The 16,272-nt window shown below is 64.0% G+C and carries 15 protein-coding genes; 14 read left to right on the top strand and 1 reads right to left on the bottom strand.

Features of this window, described 5'->3' with window-relative positions:
• Positions 1-10: 10 nt before the first annotated feature.
• The 10 genes from ABIB73_RS04200 to ABIB73_RS04155 all read left to right on the top strand — a co-directional run bounded on the left by ABIB73_RS04200 (position 11) and on the right by ABIB73_RS04155 (position 9,030).
• Complete coding sequence (locus ABIB73_RS04200; protein ID WP_354221703.1) at positions 11-958, top strand: carbohydrate ABC transporter permease; 948 nt, start codon at positions 11-13, stop codon at positions 956-958.
• A 2-nt stretch (positions 959-960) separates the two neighbouring features.
• Positions 961-1,836, top strand: coding sequence for a carbohydrate ABC transporter permease (locus ABIB73_RS04195; RefSeq protein WP_354221701.1), 876 nt, complete (start codon positions 961-963; stop codon positions 1,834-1,836).
• A gap of 79 nt (positions 1,837-1,915) precedes the next feature.
• Positions 1,916-2,902: a D-erythronate dehydrogenase gene (denD, locus tag ABIB73_RS04190; protein ID WP_354221699.1), complete on the top strand. Its 987-nt coding sequence runs from the start codon at positions 1,916-1,918 to the stop codon at positions 2,900-2,902.
• Between the two features lie 23 nt (positions 2,903-2,925).
• The gene (locus tag ABIB73_RS04185; RefSeq protein WP_354221697.1) at positions 2,926-3,906 is read left to right on the top strand and encodes a sugar kinase; all 981 of its coding nucleotides are present in this window, start codon (positions 2,926-2,928) and stop codon (positions 3,904-3,906) included.
• Between the two features lie 13 nt (positions 3,907-3,919).
• Positions 3,920-4,570 carry a bifunctional 4-hydroxy-2-oxoglutarate aldolase/2-dehydro-3-deoxy-phosphogluconate aldolase gene (gene eda, locus ABIB73_RS04180; protein WP_354221695.1) on the top strand — a complete coding sequence of 217 codons (651 nt, stop codon included), beginning with the start codon at positions 3,920-3,922 and terminating at the stop codon, positions 4,568-4,570.
• A gap of 57 nt (positions 4,571-4,627) precedes the next feature.
• On the top strand, positions 4,628-5,797 hold the full coding sequence (locus ABIB73_RS04175; RefSeq protein WP_354221692.1) for an acetyl-CoA acetyltransferase: 1,170 nt from the start codon (positions 4,628-4,630) through the stop codon (positions 5,795-5,797).
• 198 nt (positions 5,798-5,995) lie between these two features.
• The gene (locus ABIB73_RS04170; protein WP_045000594.1) at positions 5,996-6,196 is read left to right on the top strand and encodes a hypothetical protein; all 201 of its coding nucleotides are present in this window, start codon (positions 5,996-5,998) and stop codon (positions 6,194-6,196) included.
• A 121-nt stretch (positions 6,197-6,317) separates the two neighbouring features.
• The gene (locus ABIB73_RS04165; RefSeq protein ID WP_354221690.1) at positions 6,318-7,541 is read left to right on the top strand and encodes a CaiB/BaiF CoA transferase family protein; all 1,224 of its coding nucleotides are present in this window, start codon (positions 6,318-6,320) and stop codon (positions 7,539-7,541) included.
• Positions 7,538-8,674, top strand: a complete 1,137-nt coding sequence (locus ABIB73_RS04160) for a thiolase family protein (protein ID WP_354221688.1) — start codon at positions 7,538-7,540, stop codon at positions 8,672-8,674. Before ABIB73_RS04165 ends, ABIB73_RS04160 begins: the two co-directional genes overlap by 4 nt.
• A complete protein-coding gene (locus ABIB73_RS04155) occupies positions 8,671-9,030 on the top strand; it encodes a Zn-ribbon domain-containing OB-fold protein (protein WP_354221686.1) in 360 nt (119 codons plus the stop codon). Before ABIB73_RS04160 ends, ABIB73_RS04155 begins: the two co-directional genes overlap by 4 nt.
• Positions 9,031-9,479: 449 nt before the next feature.
• On the opposite strand, the gene ABIB73_RS04150 is transcribed toward ABIB73_RS04155, so the two are convergent.
• Complete coding sequence (locus ABIB73_RS04150) at positions 9,480-10,238, bottom strand: FadR/GntR family transcriptional regulator (RefSeq protein ID WP_354221684.1); 759 nt, start codon at positions 10,236-10,238, stop codon at positions 9,480-9,482.
• Positions 10,239-10,350: 112 nt separating this feature from the next.
• On the opposite strand from ABIB73_RS04150, the gene ABIB73_RS04145 reads away from it, so the two are divergent.
• The 4 genes from ABIB73_RS04145 (at position 10,351) to ABIB73_RS04130 (ending at position 16,246) form a co-directional block, all read left to right on the top strand.
• The gene (locus tag ABIB73_RS04145; protein ID WP_502918387.1) at positions 10,351-11,757 is read left to right on the top strand and encodes an aspartate aminotransferase family protein; all 1,407 of its coding nucleotides are present in this window, start codon (positions 10,351-10,353) and stop codon (positions 11,755-11,757) included.
• A 19-nt stretch (positions 11,758-11,776) separates the two neighbouring features.
• Entirely contained in the window at positions 11,777-13,381 is a 1,605-nt protein-coding gene (locus tag ABIB73_RS04140; protein WP_354221680.1) for an ABC transporter substrate-binding protein, read from the top strand.
• A gap of 12 nt (positions 13,382-13,393) precedes the next feature.
• Entirely contained in the window at positions 13,394-15,625 is a 2,232-nt protein-coding gene (locus tag ABIB73_RS04135) for a N,N-dimethylformamidase beta subunit family domain-containing protein (protein ID WP_354221678.1), read from the top strand.
• A gap of 93 nt (positions 15,626-15,718) precedes the next feature.
• Positions 15,719-16,246 carry a carboxymuconolactone decarboxylase family protein gene (locus ABIB73_RS04130; RefSeq protein ID WP_354221676.1) on the top strand — a complete coding sequence of 176 codons (528 nt, stop codon included), beginning with the start codon at positions 15,719-15,721 and terminating at the stop codon, positions 16,244-16,246.
• The last annotated feature ends 26 nt before the right edge of the window (positions 16,247-16,272 follow it).

Below are 16,272 nucleotides of genomic sequence, written 5' to 3'. Positions count from 1 at the left end.
AGAGTCCGACATGGCAGTTATGGCTGAGCCGATCGCCGCGCAGGTCAAGCGCAGCAGCCTGTGGTCCAGGGCGTTCGAAAGCCGGAACTTTCTCGGCGCGATGTTCATGGTGCCGGCGATCGCCATTCTCATTCTGTTTCTCGCCTATCCTCTCGCGCTGGGCTTCTGGCTCGGCATGACCGATACCAAGATCGGCGGCGCCGGGCGCTATATCGGCTTTGCGAACTTCGTCTCGCTCTCCAAGGATTCGGTGTTTTGGCTGTCGGTGTTCAACACCATCTTCTACACGGTGGCTGCCAGCATCGTGAAATTCGCCGTCGGGCTTTACCTGGCGCTGCTGCTCAACGAGCGGCTGCCGTTCAAGTCGATGATCCGGGCCATCGTTCTCTTGCCCTTCGTGGTGCCGACCGTGCTCTCGGCCATCGCGTTCTGGTGGATCTACGACAGCCAGTTCTCGATCATCTCCTGGGTGCTGATCAAGGCCGGCCTGATCACGCGCTACATCGATTTCCTCGGTGATCCCTGGAATGCCCGCTGGTCGGTGGTCGTCGCCAATATTTGGCGCGGGGTGCCCTTCGTCGCGATCACGCTGCTCGCGGGATTGCAGACGATCTCGCCCTCGCTCTATGAAGCCGCCAATCTCGACGGCGCCACCAATTTGCAGCGCTTCCGTCACATCACGCTGCCGATGCTGTCGCCGATCATCGCCGTGGTGATGACGTTCTCGGTGCTGATGACCTTCACCGACTTCCAGCTCATCTACACCATCACGCGGGGCGGGCCGATCAACGCCACGCACCTGATGGCGACGCTGTCGTTCCAGCGCGCGATCACCGGCGGCAATCTCGGCGAGGGTGCGGCAATCTCGAACGCGATGATTCCGTTCCTGGTTGCGGCGATCCTGCTCAGCTTCTTCGGACTTCAGCGCTCCCGCTGGCAGCAGGGCGGAAGGGACTGACCATGACCACCGCGGACGACCAAAGCGTCGGAATGTCCTACCTGGAGAGTTTTCCGCGGAGGTTTCTCCGCGTCTACCTTCCGCTCGGCCTGATCATGTTCTTCCTGCTGTTCCCGTTCTATTGGATGGCGGTTGCGACATTCAAGCCGGACGCGGAGATGTACGACTACGAGAAGTACAATCCGTTCTGGATCTTGCATCCGACGTTCGAGCACATCCAGAAGCTGTTCTTCGAGACCGATTATCCGCAATGGATGTGGAACACCGTGATCGTCTCGGTGTCCTCGACCTGCATCTCGCTGTTTGCCAGCGTGTGTGCGGCCTACGCGATCGAGCGGCTGCGCTACAAGGGTTCGCGTTACGTTGGCCTGGCGATCTTCCTTGGTTACCTCGTGCCGCCGTCGATCCTGTTCATTCCGCTCGCCGCGATCGTGTTCCAGCTCGGCCTGTTCGACGGCAATCTGGCGCTGATCCTGACCTATCCGACATTCCTGATCCCGTTCTGCACCTGGCTGCTGATGGGCTACTTCCGCACCATTCCCTACGAGCTCGAGGAGTGCGCGCTGATCGACGGGGCGACGCGGCTCCAGATCCTCACCAAGATCACGCTGCCGCTATCGCTGCCGGGGGTGATCTCGGCCGGCATCTTCGCCTTCACGTTGTCCTGGAACGAGTTCATCTACGCGCTGACCTTCATCTCCTCGTCCGAGAACAAGACCATCCCCGTCGGCGCGATCACCGAACTCGTCAATGGCGACGTCTACCATTGGGGCGCGCTGATGGCGGCAGCCCTGACCGGCTCGGTCCCCGTAGTTATCCTTTATTCCTTCTTCGTGGAGTACTATGTGTCGGCGATGACCGGCGCCGTGAAGGAATGATCGCGGGGCCTGCGTTGAGAGCGCGCCAAGAGAACGGGCCGGAAGCGGCGCGTTCCGGCCAATAAGAAGGAGTAGGCTCTTGCACATTCTGGTTCTGGGCGCCGCCGGCATGGTCGGCCGCAAATTGTGTGAACGGCTGTTGCGCGACGGCCGGCTCGGCAAGAGCGAGATCACCAAGCTGACCATGCACGACGTGGTCGAGCCCAAAAAGCCGGAAAAGGCCGGTTTCGCCGTCGAGACCGTGTCAGGCGATTTCGCCGTGCCTGGCGCAGCAGAAAAGCTGATCGCCGGCCGCCCCGACGTGATCTTCCATCTCGCGGCGATCGTCTCGGGCGAAGCCGAGCTCGATTTCGACAAGGGCTACCGCATCAATCTCGACGGCACGCGGATGCTGCTCGACGCCGTCCGGCTCGTGGGCGGCGGCTACAAGCCGCGCGTGGTCTTCACCTCGTCGATCGCAGTGTTCGGCGCGCCGTTCCCGGAGGCGATCGAGGACGAGTTCTTCCACACGCCGCTGCTCAGCTACGGCACCCAGAAGGCGATCGGCGAATTGCTGCTCGCCGACTATTCGCGCCGCGGTTTCCTCGACGGCATCGGCATTCGCCTGCCGACCATCTGCATCCGGCCCGGCCTGCCCAACAAAGCGGCATCCGGTTTCTTCTCCAACATCCTGCGCGAGCCGCTGGCCGGCAAGGACGTGATCCTGCCGGTGTCCGAGGACGTTCGCCACTGGCACGCCACGCCGCGCTCCGCCGTCGGCTTCCTGCTCCATGCCGGCACCATGGATCTCGCCACCGTCGGCCCGCGCCGCAACCTCACCATGCCCGGCCTGTCGGCCACGGTCGGCGAGCAGATCGCGGCGCTGAAGCGGGTTGCCGGCGACAAGGTCGCCGCCCGCATCAAGCGGGAGCCCGATCCCTTCATCGTCGGTATCGTCGGCGGCTGGCCGCGCAATTTCAATGCAAAGCGGTCACTCGAACTCGGCTTCACCACCGCCGAGAGGACCTTTGACGACATCATCCGCATTCACATCGAAGACGAGCTTGGCGGCAATTTCGTCGCGTGATCTGTGACTGAGCGGGTAGAGTGATGGCGAGCGTTGCTTGCATCGGCGAATGCATGGTCGAGCTCCGGCAGGCCCAAGGGGGACAATCCGCGGGACAGTCTGCCGGGCAGGGCGGTGGCCTGTACTCGCGCGGCTTCGGCGGTGACACCCTCAACACCGCGGTCTATCTCGCGCGGCTCGAGGTCAAGGTCGACTATCTCACCGCACTCGGCGATGATGCCTTAAGCGATGAGATGATCGCGGCCTGGACCGCGGAGGGCGTTGGCACGAGGCGCGTTGTGCGCCTGCCGGGCAAGCTGCCCGGCCTCTACATGATCCAGCTCGATGCGAGGGGCGAGCGGCAGTTCTTCCACTGGCGCGACAGTGCGGCGGCGCGCCGGCTGATGGATCTGCCGGAGACGGACGAGCTCCTCAACTCGCTGATGAGCTACGACATCGTCTATCTCTCCGCCATCACGCTCTCGATCTACGATGCGGCCGGGCGCGAGCGCCTGTTCGCGGCGATCAAGCGCGCGCGCCTGCTCGGCACCCGCTTCGTGTTCGACACCAATTTTCGCGCACGCGGCTGGCCCGATCGCGACGTCGCCCGCGAGGTCTTTGCCGCGGCCTTCGCGGCCGCCGACATTGTGCTGACCTCGACCGAGGATTTGCTCGCGCTCTATCCGGGCGAGAGCCATGACCAATTGATGGCGCGGATCCCAAGCCCGGAACTGGTGTTCCGGCTGGCCGAGCCCGTCAGCCTGCTGCGCTTCCCCGGGGCCACCCGCGAGGTCCGCGCCGAACCCATGACCAGGCCCGTGGCCGACACCACCGCCGCTGGCGACAGTTTTGCCGCGGCCTATATCGCCGCCCGGCTTGCCGGTTCCGAGCCGGTCGAGGCCGCGCAGGCCGGCCATCGCTTGGCGAGCCTCGTGATCTGCTATCCCGGCGCCATCATTCCGGGCTATGCCATGCCGCCGAAGAAGCGGCACCGGCCGGCGACCTCTCGCCAGGCGACCAAGTAAAGAAGCGACAACGATGACCACGACCGCCCAACAGAACCACCTCGTCGCGCTGTTCAAGGCCGCGACCGTTATTCCCGTCCTCACCATCGAGCGTATCCAGGATGCTGTGCCGCTGGCGCGTGCGTTGGTTGCCGGCGGCGTCCGCACGCTGGAGGTGACCTTGCGCACCCCTGTTGCGATCGAGGCAGCGAGGGCGATGATGGCCGAAGTCCCCGAGGCGATCGTCGGCATCGGCACGATTCTCAATCCGGCCGACTTCGCCCGTGTCGAGAAGCTCGGCGTCAAGTTCGGCATCAGCCCGGGCCTGACCCCCGATCTCTTGAAGGCTGCCGCCGACAGCGCCTTGCCGTTCGCACCGGGCATCGCCACCGCCTCCGAGCTGATGATGGCGCTGGCGCACGGTCTCGACCTCGCAAAATTCTTCCCGGCCGAGCAGGCCGGTGGCATCAAGGGGCTGCGCGCGCTCGGCGGTCCGTTCCCGAATGTGCGGTTCTGCCCGACCGGCGGCGTCGGCGAGGCCAATGCAGCGACCTGGCTTGCCGAGCCGAACGTGGTGGCGGTCGGCGGTTCCTGGCTGTGCCCGACGGCGGAGATCAGGGCCGGGAACTGGGCCGGCATAACTGCCATCTGTGAGCGCACGCTCAAGGCCCTGAAAGCCGCGTGAAGTCTTGCCATCGATCGGCTAAGACTTAGGTCAGTAGGAGACCCAGGGAGAATGACCATGACCGCCAGCATCGTCGGATGGGCGCATACGCCGTTCGGCAAATTCGACACCGAAACCGTCGAAAGCCTCGTCACGCGCGTCGCCAATGAGGCGATTGCGGATGCCGGCATTTCCGCTTCCGACGTCGACGAGATCGTGCTCGGCCATTTCAACGCCGGCTTTTCGCCGCAGGATTTTACCGCCTCGCTGGTGCTCCAGGCCGACCCGAAACTGCGCTTCAAGCCGACCACCCGGGTCGAGAACGCCTGCGCCACGGGCTCTGCCGCCGTGCACCAGGGCGTGCGTGCGATCGCCGCAGGAGCGGCTAAAATCGTGCTGGTCGTCGGCGTCGAGCAGATGACGCGCACGCCGAGCGCCGAGATCGGCAAGAACCTGTTGAAGGCATCCTACCTGCCGGAAGACGGCGACACGGTCGGCGGCTTCGCCGGCGTGTTCGGCAAGATCGCCAGCTCCTACTTCCAGAAATACGGCGACCAGTCCGATGCGCTGGCGCTGATCGCGGCCAAGAACCATAAGAACGGCGTCGCCAATCCCTTCGCCCAGATGCGCAAGGATTTCGGCTTCGAGTTCTGCCGCGCCGAAAGCGAGAAGAACCCGTATGTCGCGGGTCCTCTGAAGCGCACCGACTGCTCGCTCGTCTCCGACGGCGCAGCCGCCCTGGTGCTGGCCGATGCCGAGACTGCCAAGGGCATGAGCAAGTCGATCGGCTTCCGCGCCACCGCGCACGCCCAGGACTTTTTGCCGATGTCCAAACGTGACATCCTCCAGTTTGAGGGCTGCACGGTTGCCTGGCAGCGCGCGCTGGAAAAGGCGGGCGTGGCGCTCACCGATCTCTCCTTTGTCGAGACCCATGATTGCTTCACGGTTGCCGAGCTGATCGAGTACGAAGCGATGGGCCTCACGCCGAAGGGGCAGGGCGCCCGCGCCATCAAGGAAGGCTGGACGCTCAAGGATGGCAAGCTGCCGGTCAATCCGTCCGGCGGGTTGAAGGCCAAGGGCCATCCGATCGGCGCCACCGGCGTTTCCATGCATGTGATGACCGCGATGCAGCTCGCAGGCCAGGCGCCCGAGGGCATGCAGCTCAAGAACGCCAAGCTCGGCGGCATCTTCAACATGGGCGGCGCGGCCGTCGCCAACTACGTCTCGGTGCTGGAGCCCTTGAAGTAAGTTTCTTGTAGGGTGGGTTAGCTGGCGGCTGCGCGAATCGCAGTCCGCTAGCGTAACCCACCATTTCGCCCTATGCGTGGAAAGCAAAGAGGTGGGTTACGCCTTCGGCTAACCCACCCTACGGCCTTTGCGCTAGATCATGGTGGGCGCGCTTCGCTTTGCCCACCCTACGGCTCTTGATTGATTTGCAGGTGCATCATGAGCAACGACGACTACCTCTCATTGGACCAACTCAACGATCGCATCGCGATCCTCGAGGACAATATCCGGCAGCTCATCGAGCAGGCGGCGGCCGCCTCGGGCGAGCAGAACGAGGCTCGCATCGCCGATCGCATCAATGCGCAGAACGACGAGCTCGACCGGCTGCTGAAGGTCCGCGAATCCCGCCAGAAGAAATAGCGGCCGTTTCGCCCCGCCGCGCATGCGGCCATACCCCGGCTGCCCTTGCGCGCGCCCAGCTGCTGCCGTTAGCTGGACCGAAATCGTGGGCCGACCGAGCCCGCGCAATCGGGAGTGAACGATGGGGCCGCTGAAGGGCGTCAAGGTCATCGACATGACGACCGTGCTGATGGGGCCCTATGCCACCCAGATGCTCGGCGACTACGGCGCTGACGTCATCAAGGTGGAATCGCTCGATGGCGACGTTACCCGCCTGATCGGCCCGATGCGTCACGCCGGCATGGGCCCGGTGTTCCTCAACACCAACCGCAGCAAACGCTCGATCTGTCTCGACCTGAAGAAGCCTTCGGGGCGCGATGCCGTGCTGCGGCTTTTGAAGGACGCCGACGTTCTCGTCTACAATGTCCGCCCGCAGGCCATGGCGCGGCTCCAGCTCGGCTATGACGTCGTCTCAAAAATCAATCCGCGCCTCGTCTATGCCGGTGTGTTCGGCTTCGGGCAGGACGGTCCGTATGCCGCAAAGCCCGCTTATGACGATTTGATCCAGGGCGCCACCGCGCTGCCGGCGCTGATGGCGCAGACTGGCGACGGCGTGCCACGCTACGTGCCGAACGCACTGGTCGACCGCATCGTCGGCCTCACCGCCGTCGGCGCGATCTGCGCCAGCCTCGTGCATCGCGATCGCACCGGGCGCGGCCAGCGCGTCGACATTCCGATGTTCGAGACCATGGCGGGTTTCGTCATGGGTGACCACATGGGCGGGCTCACCTACGAGCCGCCGCTCGACAAGGGCGGCTATGCCCGCCACCTCTCGCGCGACCGCCGGCCCTACAAGACGTCGGACGGTTATCTCAGCGTCATCGTCTACAACGACAAGCAGTGGGAAAACTTCTTCAAGGCGACGGGGCGCGACGATTTGCGCGCCGATCCGATGTTCGCGACCTTCGCGGGCCGTGCCGCCAACATCGACGTCGTCTACGCCGAGCTCGCGCGCATTTTTGAGGCGCGCACGACGGCGGAGTGGATCGATCTGCTGACCAAGGCGGACGTGCCCGTGATGCCGATGCACGACCTCACATCGATCCTGCATGACGAGCATCTGGAGGCGACGAACTTCTTCCCGGTCGTGAACCATCCGACCGAGGGCCCGATCCGAAGCATGAAGGTGACAGCGAACTGGTCGGAGACCGAGGCCGAGCCGGTGCGGCTGGCACCGCAGCTCAACGAGCACGGCGCGGAGATCCTACGTGAGATCGGCTATTCCGCCGACGAGATCGCCGCCATGGTCCGCGATGGTGTGACCCGTTCACCGCCCCCGAATGACGATGCACAGGTGCGCCCATGAGCTTCATCACCGGCGTCGGCCTCACACCTTACGGCAAGCACGAAGGCTCGTCCTCGCTCGACCTGATGAGCAGAGCAGCGCAGGCCGCACTCGACGACGCCGGGCTGAAGCGCGCCGAGATCGACGGCGTCCTCTGCGGCTACTCGACGGTCTCGCCGCACATCATGCTGGCGACGGTTTTCGCCGAGCATTTTGGCATCCGCCCGAGTTACGCCCACGCCGTCCAGGTCGGCGGCGCAACGGGGCTCGCGATGACCATGCTTGCGCATCACCTCGTCGAAGCCGGCGTCGCGCGCAACGTGCTCGTGGTTGCCGGCGAGAACCGTCTGACCGGACAGAGCCGCGACGCCTCGATCCAGGCGCTGGCGCAGGTCGGCCATCCCGACTACGAGGTGCCGCTGGGGCCCACCATTCCGGCCTATTACGGCCTCGTCGCCACCCGCTACATGCACGAATATGGCGTGACCGAAGAGGACCTCGCCGAATTCGCGGTGCTGATGCGAGCGCATGCCTGCACCCATCCCGGCGCGCAATTCCGCGAGCCGATCACGGTGGCCGACGTCATGGCCTCGAAGCCGGTGGCGATGCCGCTCAAACTGCTCGACTGCTGCCCGGTGTCGGACGGTGGCGCGGCCTTCGTCATTAGCCGCGAGCGGACCGGGGAGACAGGCGTACGCATCCGCGGCTGCGCCCAGGCGCATACGCACCAGCACGTCACCGCGGCGCCCGCGCTCAGCGAGCTCGGCGCCGAGATTTCCATCGCGCGCGCCAAGGAGGCCTGCGGCCTTGCGATTTCGGATGTGCGATACGCCGCCATCTATGACAGCTTCACCATTACGCTCGCGATGCTGCTCGAGGACCTCGGCCTTGCCGGGCGCGGCGAGGCGGCCGCGCGGGTGCGCTCAGGCCATTTCGGCCGCGACGGCGCGATGCCGCTCAACACCCATGGGGGCCTGCTGAGCTATGGCCATTGCGGCGTCGGCGGCGCCATGGCGCACCTGGTCGAGGCGCATTTGCAGATGACGGGACGGGCGGCTCACCGCCAGGTGCGCGATGCCTCGATCGCGCTATTGCACGGCGACGGCGGCGTGCTGTCCTCGCATGTCAGCATGTTCCTGGAGCAGGTGCGATGAGCGAGCGTCTCGCCGACTGGACCAAGGGCGAGCAGGCCATCACCTACCAGACCTGCGGTGCATGCGGCCATGTGCAGTATTTCCATCGCGCCTTCTGCGCGGCCTGCGGAGCATCCGATCCGCGCGAGCATCGGGCCAGCGGCGAGGGCAGGGTGTACGCGACCTCGCTGGTCTGCCGCGCCGCCACGCCCGAGACGCGCGCGCACGTGCCCTACAACATCCTGCTGGTCGATTGCGCCGAGGGTTTTCGCATGATGGCGCATGGCGAGCCGAATCTCGCCATCGGCGATGAGGTCGATGCGAAATTCGTGCCCTTTGCCGGAAAAATCGTGCCGTTCTTCATGAGAAGGAAATAGCGGGATTCGTCATTCGGGGGCGGTCCAAAGGACCGAGCCTGGAACGGGAATTCTGGGCCTGGCCTGTGCGAGAGCCACCCCGGAATGACGAAAACTCTCACGCAACTCTTACTAACGCCCGTAGAACAATATGCTGGCGATGACGAGCATTGCCGTCACCGCCAGCATATGCGCGAGCGCTCCCGAGGCCGCCCCCTTGGTGGCTTCCTTCATGCCATTGTCTCCCTAGACTTGGGCGTGACTCATCGTTGCGTGCGAACGCAAACGGCGGCCATATTTTGTTACTCGGAACACCCCACTTCGAATATTCGACGCAATGTGTCCCCACGCGGCGAATATCGACTGTGCCAAGGTCGATCATCAATGCGGCGGCATTTTGACTCGATGTTGTTGCTCGTGCGGTCTCGCAGCACAGAGTTTGCGGAAACTTTCTTCGACCGCGACAAGTCTCAGCGGATCTTCTTGGGAGAATTCGTGGACGATTTGGGTGCGGCCATTGATTTGGCATTTGAAGCCACCATCAGCGCATCCCTGATATTGTTGAGGTGACGCGTCATCGCGTGGCTCGCCTTGCGTGGGTTCCTCGCTTGAACGGCTTCGAATATGGCCTCGTGATCACTGAGCCACATGGGGCGGTAATCCTCCATGCGCATATGATTGTGAATCTCCTGCCAGATGCCCGACTCGGTCTGTGCGCGCCACAAGGAGTCGCTGATCGACACCAGCGCGCCGTTCCCGGTCGCCTCGGCGAGCACCATGTGGAAGCGGTGGTCCGACGTGTCGGCCTCGCGCCCCTGCGCATGTTCCCAGCGCATCATCGCGAGCGCTTCGGCAAGCTGCGCGAAGGTCATCTCCGAAGCACGCTGCGCCGCGATCGCCGCGATCTGCGGCTCGATGAGCTGCCGCGCTTCCAGATTCTCGAACGGCCCGAAGCCCTCGAGCACATGCACGTCAGGCGCCTCCTGACGGCTGATCACGTAGACCCCGCTGTTGCTGCGGACATTCAGCATCCCGGCCATCGCCAGCGACAGGATGGCCTCGCGCACGGTCGGCCGCGACACGCCAAAGGTCTTCGCGAGGTCGCGTTCGGCCGGCAGGCGCTGACCGATCCGGTAACTCGCCTGGATCATCGCAGTAATGCGCCGGGCGACGATCTCGAAGCTGCGTTCGGGCTTGGACGGGGGATCGTGCAACATCTTCGTGCTCATCAGCTCTTTTTTTGAGTTTGACAAGCTGCGGCACGAAAGCCAAGCTGGTCAGACCAATTTGGACTGACCAGTTTCGCGCGACCGGGGTTGGGAATACTCCGTCGGTGGGACGATGGAGGCTGCGCGCGTGTTCGACAGCAAACCGAATTCAGCCGAGGCGCGTGACGTCGCGTTTCATCTGCACTCGCAGACCAACCCTCGGCGACATGCAGAAATCGGACCGCTGATCATGGCGCGCGGCGAGGGTGTCCATGTCTATGACGTGAACGGCAAGCGTTATCTGGAAGCGATGGCCGGCCTCTGGTGCACCTCGCTCGGCTTTTCCGAGAAACGGCTCAAAGCAGCAGCAGCGGCGGCCTACGACAAGTTCGGCTTCTATCACAGCTTCAATCACAAGACGCCGGACAACACGATCGACCTGGCCGAGAAGCTGGTCGAAATCTCGCCGATCCCAGATGCGCAGGCCTATTTCGCGACCTCCGGCTCGGAAGCCACCGAGACGATGGTGAAGCTCGCCTGGGTGTATCACGCGGTTCGCGGCAAGCCCGGGAAGCGCAAGATCATCGCCCGCGACCGCGGTTTCCATGGCTCGACGATCGTTGCTGCTTCGATGTGCGGTCTTCCCCGCATGCACCGTGAATTCGGCCTCCCGCTTGACGGCTTCCTGCACACGCTTTGCCCGGATGCTTATCGCGGCACCAAGCCGGGCGAGAGCGAGGAGGCGTTCGTCGACCGGCTTGCGGCCGATCTCGAAGCGTTGATCATGCTCGAAGGGCCCGACACGATCGCAGCCTTCATCGCCGAGCCGATCAACGCCGGCGGCGGCATCGTCGTGCCGCCGAAGGGCTATTTCGCCGAGATCGAGGCAGTGCTGCGCCGTCACGACATCCTGGTGCTTGGCGACGAGGTAGTCTGTGGCTTCGGCCGCACCGGCAACTGGTTCGGCTGTCAGACGGTCGGCATGAAGCCGGACATGGTGGCGCTCGCCAAGGGCATTACCTCGTCCTACTTCCCGATGTCAGCCGTGTTGCTGGGCCGTCCGATCCGGGATGCGCTCAGCGAGATGAACAAGGGCGGCGAGCTGTTCGGCCACGGTTTTACCAATTCCGGACATCCGGTCGGGGCGGCCATCGCGCTCGAAACGTTGAGGATCTATCACGAGATGGATGTGGTGCCGCATGTCCGCCGCATGGGCGGCAGGCTCCGCGCCGGGCTGGAGCAGATCGCGCGGGATTCGCGCATCGTCGGCCAGGTGAGGGGTGAAGGACTGATGATTGGGGTTGAACTCGTCGCCGATCCCGCGACGCGGCAGGCCTTCGATCCCGCGCTGAAGGTCGGTGCGATGTTCGACGCGCTTGCGATCGAGAATGGCCTGATCATCCGCGCGATGGGCGACACGATCGGTTTCTGCCCGCCGCTGATCATCGACGAAGCCGGGATCGACGAGGCGCTCGACCTGTTCGCGCGGACCTTGTTCAGCGCCGAAGCGAAGCTCGCCGAAAACCGTCCATCTTCGTAACCCGTTGAGGAGACATAGCATGCGCCGTCGAGACCTGCTTCGATCCACACTGGGCGCCGGTCTCGGCGTCGCCTTGGGCTCGACTCTCGCGATGCCGCGGCTGGTCCGGGCGCAGGGTGCGCGCGTGCTGCGCTTTGTACCGCAGGCCGATGCGGCAATCCTCGATCCGATGATCACCACCGGTCTGGTCAATCGAAACCACGGCTTCCTGATCTGGGATACCCTCTACGGCGTCGATGAGAAATTCCAGGTTCAGCCGCAGATGGTCGCCGGCCATACCGTCGAGAACGACGGCAAGCTCTGGACGATGACCTTGCGGGATGGCTTGAAATTCCACGACGGCGAGCCCGTGCGCGGACGCGACGTGGTGGCGAGCCTGAAACGCTGGGCCTCGCGCGATGCTTTCGGCAATTCACTCTTCAACATGGTCGACGAACTCTCGGCGCCGGACGACAAAACCGTGCGCTGGCGCCTCAAGTCGCCGTTTCCGCTGCTGCCGGAAGCGCTCGGCAAAGTGGGCGCCATCGTCGCCTTCATCATGCCGGAACGTCTTGCGCAGACGGACAGCGTTACGCCGGTCAAGGAGTTGATCGGCTCCGGTCCGTTCAAATTCCAGGCCGATCAGCACGTGCCCGGCGCACGTCTGGTCTACACGCGTTTCGATGGCTATGTGCCGCGCCCCGACGGGACGCCGAGCCTGCTTGCCGGTCCGAAGATCGCTCATTTCGACCGGGTCGAGTGGCAGGTCATCCCGGACCCCGCGACGGCCGCGGCCGCGCTTCAGCAGGGCGAGATCGACTGGTGGGATCAGCCCATCGTCGACTTGTTGCCGAAGCTGAAGGCCAACAAGGCGCTGACTGTCGAACTGCTCGACCCGATCGGCAATGTCGGCGTGCTGCGTTTCAACCACACGCAGCCGCCCTTCGACAACCCGGCGATCCGCCGCGCGGTGCTCTCCGCCATCAGCCAGAAGGAATTCATGTCCGCGGTCGCGGGAGATGACACCAGTCTCTGGCGGGACAGGATCGGATTCTTCGCACCCGGCGGCAACATGGCAAACGATGCCGGCATGGAAGCGCTCACCGGCCCCCGGGATATCGCTGCCGCCGCCAAGGCCATCAAGGAGGCCGGCTACAAGGGCGAGAAAGTGCTGCTGATCGCGCCGGGCGATTTTCCAGTCATCGGGCAGATGAGCGAGGTCGCAGCCGACCTATTCCGCAAGCTCGGTTTCAATCTCGACTACGCGGTCATGGACTGGGGCTCGATGTTGCGGCGCATGGGCAATCGCGAGACGCCAGACAAGGGCGGATACAACGCCTTCTGCACCTATTCTGCCGGCGTGACGCAACTGAACCCTTCGGCACATAACTTCATCCGCGGCAGCGGTGACAAGGCGACCTTCGGCTGGGCGAAGAGCGAGAAGCTGGAACAACTCCGGGATGCCTGGTTCGCCGCTCCTGATGCAGCCGCACAGACGAGGGTTGGCATCGAGATGCAGAAGCAGTGCTTTATCGATGTTCCCTACGTTCCGCTTGGTGTCTTCTATCAGCCGACCGCGTACAAGAAGAGCTTGACGGGGATGCTCAAGGGCCTGCCGTTGTTCTGGAACGTGGGCAGCGCCTGAAGAGGGATTTCGATGCTTCCGATCACCGGCTATGCGGACCGCTGGAGCGTGCGCCCCGGCGACGACATCAAGTTCATGGTCGCGGTCAAGGGCGGTGGCCGGTATTCGGCGCGGATCGCCCGCGTCATCTGTGGTGACCCGAACCCGAAGGGACCCGGTTATCGCGAGATTCCGGTCAAGTGGGATCTCGAAGGCCAGCACGATGGCGTTGAGCAGAGCATCGCAAAGGGCTCATGGGTCGATGTATCAGCACTGGCGTTGCCGGCAGGCCCGATCGCCTTTGCCGCGACTGTCTGGCCGACCTTGCTCGCCGCGGGCAAGCAGGCCGTGCTGAACTGGGCGGGCGCCGGCGCCTCGCTGACGCTCGGCGTCGGTGAAAGGGGCGCTTTCGCCAGGCTTGTGACCAGCCAGGGAACCGTCGAGGTCGAGAGCGGCATCGCGCTCACCGAACGGGCGTGGCACGATATTGCTTGTTTGTTCGATCCGGCGACCGGATTGCTGGGGATCGCACAGGCACCCCGCAAGATCAGGCTCGACCACGATGAGCGCGCGACGAAAATGCTGAGCGCGCCGCATGCTGTGTTGGCCGGCATGGGGGCGGCCGCGATCGCGGCGGAGCGCGGAAGCCGGGGCGCAGTCCATCATTTCAATGGCAAGATCGAACGGCCGCGCATCACCGATGGTGGCACCGGTCTTGACGGCGTCATCGCCGCGCAAGGCTCTGGAGCGGCGGCTCCGGCCATCGCCGAATGGGATTTTTCCATCGGCATTCCGACCGACGCGGCGACCGATATCGGCCCCTCCAAGGCGCACGGCGCCTGCGTCAACCTGCCGACGCGCGCGATGACGGGCTCGCGCTGGACGGGCGGGGTGACGCATCGTTGGACGGAAGAGCCGAAACTCTGGGACGCGATCCATTTCCACGACGATGATATCGGCGATTCCGGCTGGCAGCCTTCGCTGACCTTCACTGTGCCGGAGGACTGGAAGAGCGGCGTCTATGCGCTGCACCTCGAAAAGGATGGGGCGCGCGACAACATCGTCTTCTATGTCCGAGCCAGGACGCCGGGATCGCAGGCCAAGGTGGCGTTCCTCGCGCCGACCTTCAGTTACACGGTTTATAGCCAGTATCAGAAGAAGGGCAGGCAAGCCCTGATCACGGAACGGTCGCTGGCCTGGGGCGCGCTGGCACAGGCGCCGGACGGCCATCCGGAATACGGCGTCTCGCCCTACAACTTCCATTCGGACGGCAGCGGCGTGGTGATGTCGACCATGCGCCGCCCGCTGATCGACAAGCGCGTCAACCAGATCCATCTGGTCGATCCGAGCGACTACGGTTCCGGCCTCTACTGGATTGCTGCCGACAGTGCCGTCACCGATCTTCTGACCCGCAAAGGCATCGACTTCGAAGTCATCACCGATCACGATGTCCATGCCGAAGGCGTCGGCCTGCTGTCGAAATACGCGGTCGTTCTGACCGGCCAGCATCCGGAATACCACACCCATGAGACGCTCGATGCGCTCGGTGCCTATATCGGCAATGGCGGCCGCTTCATGTATCTCGGCGGCAACGGCTTCTACTGGAAAGTGGTGCCGCACGAGACAGGCACCTGGGCTCTCGAGTTGCGACGCGCCGAGGGCGGCATCCGGCTATGGGAAACGTTGCCTGGCGAGAGCTATCATGCTTTCGACGGTTCCTATGGCGGCCTTTGGCGACGGCTCGGCCGCCCGCCGCAGGCGCTGGTCGGCGTCGGCTTCAGCACACAAGGGGAGTACAAGGGTTTCCCCTACACCTTCCTCGACGGCATTCTCGATTCCCGGGTCGCATTCATGCGCGAGGGTATCGAGGATATTGCAAGGCCCGGTGCCAGGCTTGGCGAGCGCGGCTTCATGGGCGGCGGTGCGGCCGGCCACGAGCTCGACCGCGCGGATACACGCCTCGGCACGCCGCATCACGCGATCATCATCGGCCGAGCCGTTCTTGACGATCCGACCTATCAGCCCGTCAACGAAGAGCGCTACGACCATACCTGGCCGGCTTCGCGCGAGGAGATCATCCGCTCCGACCTGACCTTCTTCGAAACGCCGAATGGCGGTGCGGTCTTTTCCGTCGGCTCGATGAATTTCATCGGCGCGTTGCCGGTCGACGGCTACAATAATGTGGCGGCCCTGTTGGTGACCAACATCGTCAAGCGCTTCGCTGATTCCACGCCATTCTTGGCGCCGAAAGCTTCGACTGGGTAGCAATGACGCGATGATGTTGCGCTTGCGTCAGCGCAAGATTAGTCTTGGGAACTATCCAAAAAACGACAACAAGACCAAGACCCAAGGTGACTGATGGCCCGTATCGACTACAGCGACCCGTCAAAGGCGTCCGACCGCACCCGCGAAATCCTCGACAAGAACCGCAATGCCAACATCTTCCGGATGATGTCGCATTCGCCGAGTTATTTTGAGCAGTACTGTCGGCTCGGCGGCGCCATCCGCCACAAGGGCGAGCTCGATCCGATCGTCCGCGAGCTCGCGATCACGCGCACCGGCATCTTGTGCGAGGCGCCGTACGAGATCGTCGCGCACAAGCGCATCGGCAAGAATGTCGGCGTCACCGACGCGCAGAACGAAGCGCTCGCGAACTGGCAGGCGGCTTCCTGCTTCGACGACATCCAGCGCGCCGCGCTCGCCTTCACCGACGAGATCGTGAAATTGAACAAGCCGACGGATGCGACCTTCAAGGCGATCGCATCAAAGCTGACGCCGGCCGCATTGGTCGAGCTGCAGCTCTCGGTCGGCTTCTACATCATGACCTCGAAATTCCTGGAGACGTTCGAGATCGATCTCCAGCCGGTCACGGAAGTGGTGGACTGATCTGATGGCAACGGCGAGGGATGTCG

It is taken from the genome of Bradyrhizobium sp. F1.4.3, from assembly GCF_040548375.1.
Classification (GTDB): domain Bacteria; phylum Pseudomonadota; class Alphaproteobacteria; order Rhizobiales; family Xanthobacteraceae; genus Bradyrhizobium.
The sequence above is the reverse complement of the archived record's forward strand: the minus strand, read 5'-3'. Positions and strand labels throughout refer to the sequence as shown.

Bases quoted from the DNA above. Each gene is read 5' to 3' on its own strand.
- ABIB73_RS04135 (WP_354221678.1), top strand. From the start codon at position 13,394: ATGCTTCCGATCACCGGCTATGCGGACCGCTGGAGCGTGCGCCCCGGC.
- ABIB73_RS04195 (WP_354221701.1), top strand. From the start codon at position 961: ATGACCACCGCGGACGACCAAAGCGTCGGAATGTCCTACCTGGAGAGT.
- ABIB73_RS04130 (WP_354221676.1), top strand. From the start codon at position 15,719: ATGGCCCGTATCGACTACAGCGACCCGTCAAAGGCGTCCGACCGCACC.
- ABIB73_RS04200 (WP_354221703.1), top strand. From the start codon at position 11: ATGGCAGTTATGGCTGAGCCGATCGCCGCGCAGGTCAAGCGCAGCAGC.
- ABIB73_RS04150 (WP_354221684.1), bottom strand. From the start codon at position 10,238: ATGAGCACGAAGATGTTGCACGATCCCCCGTCCAAGCCCGAACGCAGC.
- ABIB73_RS04140 (WP_354221680.1), top strand. From the start codon at position 11,777: ATGCGCCGTCGAGACCTGCTTCGATCCACACTGGGCGCCGGTCTCGGC.
- ABIB73_RS04145 (WP_502918387.1), top strand. From the start codon at position 10,351: ATGGAGGCTGCGCGCGTGTTCGACAGCAAACCGAATTCAGCCGAGGCG.
- eda (WP_354221695.1), top strand. From the start codon at position 3,920: ATGACCACGACCGCCCAACAGAACCACCTCGTCGCGCTGTTCAAGGCC.
- ABIB73_RS04185 (WP_354221697.1), top strand. From the start codon at position 2,926: ATGGCGAGCGTTGCTTGCATCGGCGAATGCATGGTCGAGCTCCGGCAG.
- ABIB73_RS04160 (WP_354221688.1), top strand. From the start codon at position 7,538: ATGAGCTTCATCACCGGCGTCGGCCTCACACCTTACGGCAAGCACGAA.
- ABIB73_RS04155 (WP_354221686.1), top strand. From the start codon at position 8,671: ATGAGCGAGCGTCTCGCCGACTGGACCAAGGGCGAGCAGGCCATCACC.
- ABIB73_RS04165 (WP_354221690.1), top strand. From the start codon at position 6,318: ATGGGGCCGCTGAAGGGCGTCAAGGTCATCGACATGACGACCGTGCTG.
- ABIB73_RS04170 (WP_045000594.1), top strand. From the start codon at position 5,996: ATGAGCAACGACGACTACCTCTCATTGGACCAACTCAACGATCGCATC.
- ABIB73_RS04175 (WP_354221692.1), top strand. From the start codon at position 4,628: ATGACCGCCAGCATCGTCGGATGGGCGCATACGCCGTTCGGCAAATTC.